At 65.4% G+C, this 6063-nt stretch carries 16 protein-coding genes and 1 pseudogene; 3 read left to right on the top strand and 14 right to left on the bottom strand.

Annotation, left to right across the window (positions count from 1 at the left end):
• Nucleotides 1–28: 28 nt before the first annotated feature.
• The 3 genes from AN233_RS02150 to AN233_RS02155 are packed head-to-tail and all read right to left on the bottom strand — an operon-like array spanning nucleotide 29 to nucleotide 839.
• Nucleotides 29–307 (bottom strand): hypothetical protein, encoded by a 279-nt coding sequence (locus tag AN233_RS02150; RefSeq protein ID WP_058365220.1) that lies wholly within the window; start codon nucleotides 305–307, stop codon nucleotides 29–31.
• On the bottom strand, nucleotides 304–570 hold the full coding sequence (locus tag AN233_RS16690) for a hypothetical protein (RefSeq protein ID WP_125919956.1): 267 nt from the start codon (nucleotides 568–570) through the stop codon (nucleotides 304–306). Before AN233_RS16690 ends, AN233_RS02150 begins: the two co-directional genes overlap by 4 nt.
• Before the next feature lie 5 nt (nucleotides 571–575).
• The gene (locus AN233_RS02155) at nucleotides 576–839 is read right to left on the bottom strand and encodes a ribbon-helix-helix domain-containing protein (RefSeq protein WP_058365221.1); all 264 of its coding nucleotides are present in this window, start codon (nucleotides 837–839) and stop codon (nucleotides 576–578) included.
• Between the two features lie 140 nt (nucleotides 840–979).
• On the opposite strand from AN233_RS02155, the gene AN233_RS02160 reads away from it, so the two are divergent.
• The 3 genes from AN233_RS02160 to AN233_RS02170 all read left to right on the top strand — a co-directional run bounded on the left by AN233_RS02160 (nucleotide 980) and on the right by AN233_RS02170 (nucleotide 1976).
• The gene (locus tag AN233_RS02160; RefSeq protein WP_058365222.1) at nucleotides 980–1228 is read left to right on the top strand and encodes a hypothetical protein; all 249 of its coding nucleotides are present in this window, start codon (nucleotides 980–982) and stop codon (nucleotides 1226–1228) included.
• A complete protein-coding gene (locus AN233_RS02165; protein ID WP_058365223.1) occupies nucleotides 1228–1467 on the top strand; it encodes a hypothetical protein in 240 nt (79 codons plus the stop codon). The genes AN233_RS02160 and AN233_RS02165 overlap by 1 nt, the downstream gene beginning before the upstream one ends.
• A gap of 68 nt (nucleotides 1468–1535) precedes the next feature.
• The gene (locus AN233_RS02170; RefSeq protein WP_058365224.1) at nucleotides 1536–1976 is read left to right on the top strand and encodes a hypothetical protein; all 441 of its coding nucleotides are present in this window, start codon (nucleotides 1536–1538) and stop codon (nucleotides 1974–1976) included.
• A gap of 67 nt (nucleotides 1977–2043) precedes the next feature.
• Here the strand turns inward: AN233_RS02170 and AN233_RS02175 are convergent, their stop codons facing one another.
• The 11 genes and pseudogenes from AN233_RS02175 to AN233_RS17070 all read right to left on the bottom strand — a co-directional run.
• Nucleotides 2044–2244 (bottom strand): hypothetical protein, encoded by a 201-nt coding sequence (locus AN233_RS02175; protein ID WP_058365225.1) that lies wholly within the window; start codon nucleotides 2242–2244, stop codon nucleotides 2044–2046.
• Nucleotides 2241–2516 carry a hypothetical protein gene (locus AN233_RS02180; protein WP_245625970.1) on the bottom strand — a complete coding sequence of 92 codons (276 nt, stop codon included), beginning with the start codon at nucleotides 2514–2516 and terminating at the stop codon, nucleotides 2241–2243. The genes AN233_RS02175 and AN233_RS02180 overlap by 4 nt, the downstream gene beginning before the upstream one ends.
• Nucleotides 2509–2682, bottom strand: coding sequence for a hypothetical protein (locus AN233_RS17065; RefSeq protein WP_176696610.1), 174 nt, complete (start codon nucleotides 2680–2682; stop codon nucleotides 2509–2511). Before AN233_RS17065 ends, AN233_RS02180 begins: the two co-directional genes overlap by 8 nt.
• Entirely contained in the window at nucleotides 2679–2891 is a 213-nt protein-coding gene (locus AN233_RS02185; protein WP_058365227.1) for a hypothetical protein, read from the bottom strand. The genes AN233_RS17065 and AN233_RS02185 overlap by 4 nt, the downstream gene beginning before the upstream one ends.
• Nucleotides 2888–3247 carry a hypothetical protein gene (locus AN233_RS02190; protein WP_058365228.1) on the bottom strand — a complete coding sequence of 120 codons (360 nt, stop codon included), beginning with the start codon at nucleotides 3245–3247 and terminating at the stop codon, nucleotides 2888–2890. The genes AN233_RS02185 and AN233_RS02190 overlap by 4 nt, the downstream gene beginning before the upstream one ends.
• The gene (locus AN233_RS02195) at nucleotides 3244–3924 is read right to left on the bottom strand and encodes a hypothetical protein (RefSeq protein ID WP_058365229.1); all 681 of its coding nucleotides are present in this window, start codon (nucleotides 3922–3924) and stop codon (nucleotides 3244–3246) included. Before AN233_RS02195 ends, AN233_RS02190 begins: the two co-directional genes overlap by 4 nt.
• 67 nt (nucleotides 3925–3991) lie before the next feature.
• The gene (locus tag AN233_RS02200) at nucleotides 3992–4738 is read right to left on the bottom strand and encodes a hypothetical protein (RefSeq protein ID WP_058365230.1); all 747 of its coding nucleotides are present in this window, start codon (nucleotides 4736–4738) and stop codon (nucleotides 3992–3994) included.
• On the bottom strand, nucleotides 4735–5088 hold the full coding sequence (locus AN233_RS02205; RefSeq protein WP_058365231.1) for a hypothetical protein: 354 nt from the start codon (nucleotides 5086–5088) through the stop codon (nucleotides 4735–4737). Before AN233_RS02205 ends, AN233_RS02200 begins: the two co-directional genes overlap by 4 nt.
• Entirely contained in the window at nucleotides 5078–5458 is a 381-nt protein-coding gene (locus AN233_RS02210) for a hypothetical protein (protein ID WP_058365232.1), read from the bottom strand. The genes AN233_RS02205 and AN233_RS02210 overlap by 11 nt, the downstream gene beginning before the upstream one ends.
• Before the next feature lie 94 nt (nucleotides 5459–5552).
• Nucleotides 5553–5846, bottom strand: coding sequence for a hypothetical protein (locus AN233_RS02215; RefSeq protein ID WP_058365233.1), 294 nt, complete (start codon nucleotides 5844–5846; stop codon nucleotides 5553–5555).
• A 9-nt stretch (nucleotides 5847–5855) separates the two neighbouring features.
• Nucleotides 5856–6063: pseudogene (locus AN233_RS17070) on the bottom strand (hypothetical protein); the annotation flags it as partial.

Here is a 6063-nt window from a genome sequence, read left to right on the forward strand (position 1 = left end):
TCGGGCGTCAGGGCCTGCAAGTCGTCGCTCACGGCATCACCACGCGGAAGGTCTCCGCCTCCTCTCCGTATCGTTTGAGCGAGACGCGGTCGGGTGCGAGCTTCGGGTTTCGCGGGTCGATCAGATCCTCGGCGTGCCGAAAGTCGGTCGGCCCGACCAGCCCGTAACACGCAGAGCCCGCGCTCCGCGAGCGGTGATCGATGGTGCTTCGCGGCGTCCGGACGACGAGGCCGCCCTCGTGCTCCGCGTAGCGGTCCGGTAGGTGCAGCCCGTCCGTGTCGACGCGAAGCTGCTCCTCGTCGCTCACGCCAGCACCTCCCCGCGGCGGAACAGCGCCGTCGGGATCTCCTCCTGCTCGCGGGCCATGTCGACCGCGGCCGCGTCGGTCGCGAGCGGCGAGACGGACACCTCGACTGTCCGGCGCCCGAGAGCGGTCCACAGACGCACCGCGACCGTCACCGCGTCCGGTCTTCTACCCACGTCGGGCAGGTCCGCGGTCGACTCCTCGCCACCCTTTTGAGGGCCGCGGGCGTCACTCTCAGCCGGGGCGCGTGGGGATCGCTTGGACACGGGAATCACGCGGCCCCTTCGTCTGTTTCAAGCTCGATCAGCGGCTGGCCCCCGTAGCTTCCGCGGGCTCGGGGGTCAACCGTGGTCGGGTCATCAGCGTACTTTTCGATCAGGTCTTCCACCGCTTCACGGACGAGTTCGGACTGTGAGACGGAGTCGCCCGGCTCAGATAAATCGTAAGCGATGCGGTTGAGTTCCATTTTCCGCCGGTCGGACAGTTGGAATGTAACTCGGGTCCTCGCTTCGCCAGAGTTGATGTCTTCTGCCATGCAGTTATGTGGTTATGCGTTGATTACTTAAGTTTTTATGATACGCATAATTGCTTGCGTCTGCGCTTCTACGGCCTGAAATCGCCATATTACCCCCTCGAAAGCAGTAGTCTTACAGTCACACAGTATGATGTGCATACATGGCGCGAGCTACGATCCATCTGGCGGATGAGCTAGACCAAGAAATAGAGTCTGAGCTATCATACGGCGACTCTAAGAGTGAATGGATCCGCCACGCGATTCAGATGCGGCAGCACGTCGATCCGATTCTAGATGAGGTCTACGAATCCTATCAGCGGGAGGAGCGACTGGAACTTGTAGAGGCGGCCGTTCGGAAGGAGGTCGACCGACGGAAGGACGCTGTAAACGGCGGGAGCGGTGGATACTGATGTCGCTCGCAGACAGCTACGACCGCGATCTGCGCGAGTTGGTCGACACGCTCGACGAGCGCGGAGTCCTTCAGCCGGGCGAAAAGGAAGCGTGGACGGACGGCCTCGACGACGCCGAGCACGTCTCAGACTACGCCCGGCTAAACGACTCGCTCGTGTCGGTCCTGGGCGACCGCGACGGCCTGCCGGAAGCGCTTGAAGAGCACAGTTTCAACCCCGAGACGGATGCGTTCTTTTGAGGCCCTTCCAAGCGATTTCTATTCCGCTTAGGAAACACTTTAGTCAATTTAGACATGTTTGAACATTGATGGACAGACGAAGCTATCTCTGCGCCCTGGGCACCGTTGGAGCGACGACTATTGCAGGATGTAGTGGGGAAAGTGGTGGTGGGAGTTCTGAGACCGTCGTCGATGACAGAGATACTGTTACAGAAGACCAGTATTTGACTTACAGGTTTGGCATCAACCGGACCGCCGACTTGTCGATAGAAACCACAGTCCGAGATGGTCCTCGGCTGGATTTTGTTCTAGCAGATCAGAGCGAAGCTCAAGAGTTCGAGAATGGCAATCGGTTCCGGTACTACGAAGGTGCGAGTGATCTCGACTCCGCGGGATACTCGACGACCGGGACTGTTGAAGAGGGAGACTACGCATTTATCGTCGACAACAGCAACATGTTGGAAGCAAAGCCACCGACGAACTTCGAAGACGACAACGCGAGAGTTGAGATCCTTATCGAAGCCGAGTAACCAGCAGTTTGAGAGTTCATTCTGAATAGGCGCAGAAAAGCCCGCAGAGCGGTTTTCACCGCTCGCCCTATTCCTCGGTCTCGATAGCGTCCGCGACGAGCGACACACGCGACGACGCCAGCCACGCGCCCGTCTGAACCTCACGCAGTTCCTGCCCCGGCTTGCCGCCCGGCCGCTTCTCCATCGTCACCGCGTGGTCCGCCTCGACCGCGGGCGGGTCGTCGGGCGCGTCGCCCCACGTCTTGGGGAGGTCGTCGCGCCACTTCATCCGTCGCCCCCGTCCTCGATCCGCTTGACGATCAGCGGATAGATGACGCGCTTCCAGAGCTGGTCGAGCGGCGTCGGGAAGCCGGTCGCGTGCTCTACCACGTCGTCGGCCGCGATCAGTAGCCCCAGCACCGTCAGCGCCGCGCCGACGTTGCTGTAGTAGGTCCAGGTGAACGCGAAGCCGAACACGGACACGAGGATGCCGACCCAGAAGTGGTGTGGCGCCATCACGTCGCCATCAGGCACGTCCTCCGGGTCCCAGAGGCTACGCACCGTCCTCACCTCCGGCGTCGCTGCTGTCGCCTCCGAGGCGCTTCCTCGCGTGCTTCACGGCCGCGTCTGACCACACCTTTGGGTGCGTCAGCAGCGCGAGCACGAAGGCCCAGTTCGGCGGCCCGCTCGACGCGGCCCACTCTGCGGCCGCTTCCAGCGCGCTCACAGCAGTCCCTCCCGCTTCAGGACCTTTCTGTGCTGGGTCACCTTCTGCACGATTCCGGGCCAGTCCTCGATGGACTCTTCGCCGAACAGCGCTCTCTCGTGGCGCTTGACTGCGCGATAGATCGCCGCCGTGAAGCCCGCGGCGGTCACGGCTGCGGTTGCGGTGATGGTCGCGGCCGCCGCCACGACCAGCTCCACAAGCGGCGTCACGTCGCGACCGCCTCCCCAAGCCCGACGTAGGGCCGGAACAGCCACGCGGCCGCGCCGACGCCGCCGAACACCAGCAGGAGCCAGCCCCACCACGGGACCGCGCCCTTGATGCCGTCGACCACAGCGTCCCCGGCGTTGCTCGCCGCGTCGCTCCACGGGTCGACCGCCTCGCCGATCTCCTCGCCGCCCCAGTCCGCTTCGAGGTCGCCCGCCATCGCGTCCTCGAAGCGCGTCCGCTCATCCTCCGGCGTGTTGGCCGCCTCCTCCGGCGTGATGGGGTTCTCGGCGTTCTCGGTCGAGTCCTCCACGCTCTCCTCGACCGTGTCGTAGCCGCCGGAGACGAGTCCGCCCGTCACGAGGGCAGCCCCCCGTTACGGTGGACCGCGAACGCGCCGCCGCCCAGCACCAGCACGAGCACGACCGCGAACAGCGCACCCCGCGGCAGGTCGATCGCGTCCGTCTCGAACAGCTCCCCGAACGCATCGGGGAGGTTCGCGAGGATTTCCTCGCCGGGGTTGTCGAGCGCGTCGATCGCCTCTTGCTGGGCCGCGCCCTGCTCCGCCAGCAGGCCCTCGCCCGTGAAGATGGAGCCGACCGACTCCGCGGCGTCCGTCTCGATGCCGAGCGACCGCGCCAGCCGCCGCCGTGCCGTCCACTCGTCGCTCGCCTGCTGCCCGAGGTCGAGCGCGTCCTGTCCCTCCTGCGCCGCGTAGTCCTCGACGACAGACTCGTCCTCGCCGATGAGGTCCGCGACCGCGGAGGTCTCCCCCTGCCCGCCGGCCGGGCTGGATGCGTCAGGGTCGCTGTCGGAGTCGTCCACCTCGATAGGGTCGGGATCGTCGTCCGTCGTGTCCACCATGCCGTCCCCGAGCGTCTGGTCGGACGGGTCGAACGTGGTGGTCGACGCGGTCGAGTCGTCCGCGGAGTCGTCCGAGCCCGACGTGCTGCCGCCGGAGTCGTCCGCCCACGGGTCGTCGTCCGCGTCGAGGGTGCCGCCCCCGCCGGTGCCGCCCATGTCGATGTTCGCGACCATCAGGCGGCCCTCCCGGCCGGCTCGCGGTCGTCAGCGGTGCGCCTGATCGTGGTGAGAGTTGCGTGCATCATGCTGGTGCCGCTATGTAACGCCGGTAAATCGCGTCCAGCGCGGGGTTGTTGCTCCTGTCTGTGCGCGAGAGTTCGACTCTGAACCGAACTTGAGAGTTGGGATGTGCGGCTATCTGGTCACCGGGAGAGATGGGACCGGCAATCTCGGTCCAGCCGGTGCCGTCGTTCTCCTCGATGAAGACCCCGACCGTCTCGCCGTCCTCGCTGATCTGGAAGCTCGCGGCGTCCCAGCGGTACACATCCGGCGGGGCAGGCCACTCGATAGTAACAGATCCATTCTTTGCGAACAACTGAGCCGAAGACCCGTTCAGATTGATGCTCGAATAGGTACTGTCCGAGCTGGTCATCTCGACCTCTAGGGTGAGATTTATCGAGGACTGGTCGCTGACATCCTGAGATGTCGAGACCGTATCGCCATCAGATGTCGCGGTGTCGGTTAGGTTTCCGTCGACGTAGAGCCGCCCCTCTCCAGAGCAGTCGTTGACGTAGAGTGACTCCTCGACTTCCAGGACTTCCACCTCACTCACGTCTGGAGAGATAGTGTCAGACGCGGTCCCAACAGAATCGCGCTCGATGTTGACGGCGAAATCGGCCGTTTGAGACAGCAGTCCCACCGACTCACCGGCAATTTGGGTGCCTGTCAGAGAGACAGAAACGTCGCTCTCGCCGAACGTCTCAGCCTCGTCCCACGGCGCGAATGCCTGACTTCCCTGCCCACCGCCCACAGACGGCACGCGGGTCATGCTGTCACCCGCAGCGCCAGCTTGACGCCGGTCGCGTCCGACGCGGTCACTCGCACGTCGCTGGCGTTGAAGTCCATCAGCACCACGTCGTCCCCGGCGCTGTCGAACTTCAGCGGCAGCTCCGGGTCGTTGGGCTCGAACCAGTTGGTGCCGCCGTCCGGCGAGAACTCCACGGTCAGCTCTACTGCGCCCTCGGTGGCGACGTAGAGCGTGGCGCTCGACGGGTCGCCGAGTCCGGTCGACAGACTCGCCTCGGTGCCGTCGCCGGTCAGGTCTTCGTACCCGTCGGTGATCGCGGTCGAGACCCCTTCTCGGGCGTCGATCTTCTCGACGTTGCTGTCAAGTCCCATCCTCGTCACCTCCGACGCGCTCGAAGCCGACCGGCTGCACCGTGTAGCGCCGTTCGGTGTCGCTCAGGTTGCTGATCTTGACGACGATTTCCTGCTGGAACTCGTGAGCCGGCACCCAGCAGACCGCGAGGTCGTCGATGTCCGTGGGTGGGATCGGGCTCGGTCCGTAGACCCGATCGCCATCCAGCAGGATCTCGTAGCTGGACTGACTCCGCTTGCTCGCCGCGAGGATCGGGAGTCTGAACCCCTCGTGAACGCGCTGCGTGGCGGTGAAGGTGAAGATCGCCCGCTGTCCGGCGCCGATCGACGCCTCCGCCGCGGTGTTGACGGGGATGTCGTCGGCCGCGGGCTCGGGGTAGACGCCAGTCACTCGTTACCCCCCTGAAGCGCCTCCTCGATGCGGTCGCGCTCTCCCTCGGTGAGGTCCTCTACCTCGACACTCTCGCACTCGACGCGGCTGCCCATCAGGCAGCCCCCCGTTCGATCGCGAGCCAGAGCGCGCCGATCGTGCCGAGCGCGCCCAGCAGGTCCGCGAGCAGCTTCAGGTCCTCACGCGACCAGCGCGTGCTCTCCAGCCACGCGGTGAGCGGGCTCGTGCCGACCGCGGTCGTCTCCACGTCCGCGGAGAGCGGACGGTCCGTCTCGGTCGTGCCGCCGCCCGCGGTGGTGCCGCCTCCGCCGGTGCCCGTGATCGTCGCCACGGGACCGTCGCTCATCGGCGGCGCCTGCCACGGGTCGCCGGTGGTCGTTGCCTGCATCGCTACCCCCTACCGCTGCCCCATGTCCGCCGTGACCGCGGCCTTCAGCCCAATTACGGAGTCGTTGGCCTTCTGGGCGGGGATCTGGAGGAGCGCGTTGGTCGGCTCCGTGCCGTCGCCGTCCGGGTCCTCCCAGCGCACCTGATACGGCGCGGAGATGCGCGCCTGAAGCTCCATGTCGGCCCCGAGGAACCGCTGAAGCGGCGACTCGTTGAGC

The sequence above is a fragment of the Haloparvum sedimenti genome, assembly GCF_001462205.1.
In the GTDB taxonomy this organism is placed as follows: domain Archaea; phylum Halobacteriota; class Halobacteria; order Halobacteriales; family Haloferacaceae; genus Haloparvum; species Haloparvum sedimenti.

Coding starts and splice junctions, on each gene's coding strand:
- AN233_RS02175 (WP_058365225.1), bottom strand. CDS start 2,244: ATGAAGTGGCGCGACGACCTCCCCAAGACGTGGGGCGACGCGCCCGAC.
- AN233_RS02160 (WP_058365222.1), top strand. CDS start 980: ATGGCGCGAGCTACGATCCATCTGGCGGATGAGCTAGACCAAGAAATA.
- AN233_RS02165 (WP_058365223.1), top strand. CDS start 1,228: ATGTCGCTCGCAGACAGCTACGACCGCGATCTGCGCGAGTTGGTCGAC.
- AN233_RS02200 (WP_058365230.1), bottom strand. CDS start 4,738: ATGACCCGCGTGCCGTCTGTGGGCGGTGGGCAGGGAAGTCAGGCATTC.
- AN233_RS02155 (WP_058365221.1), bottom strand. CDS start 839: ATGGCAGAAGACATCAACTCTGGCGAAGCGAGGACCCGAGTTACATTC.
- AN233_RS02205 (WP_058365231.1), bottom strand. CDS start 5,088: ATGGGACTTGACAGCAACGTCGAGAAGATCGACGCCCGAGAAGGGGTC.
- AN233_RS02195 (WP_058365229.1), bottom strand. CDS start 3,924: ATGGTCGCGAACATCGACATGGGCGGCACCGGCGGGGGCGGCACCCTC.
- AN233_RS02170 (WP_058365224.1), top strand. CDS start 1,536: ATGGACAGACGAAGCTATCTCTGCGCCCTGGGCACCGTTGGAGCGACG.
- AN233_RS02215 (WP_058365233.1), bottom strand. CDS start 5,846: ATGCAGGCAACGACCACCGGCGACCCGTGGCAGGCGCCGCCGATGAGC.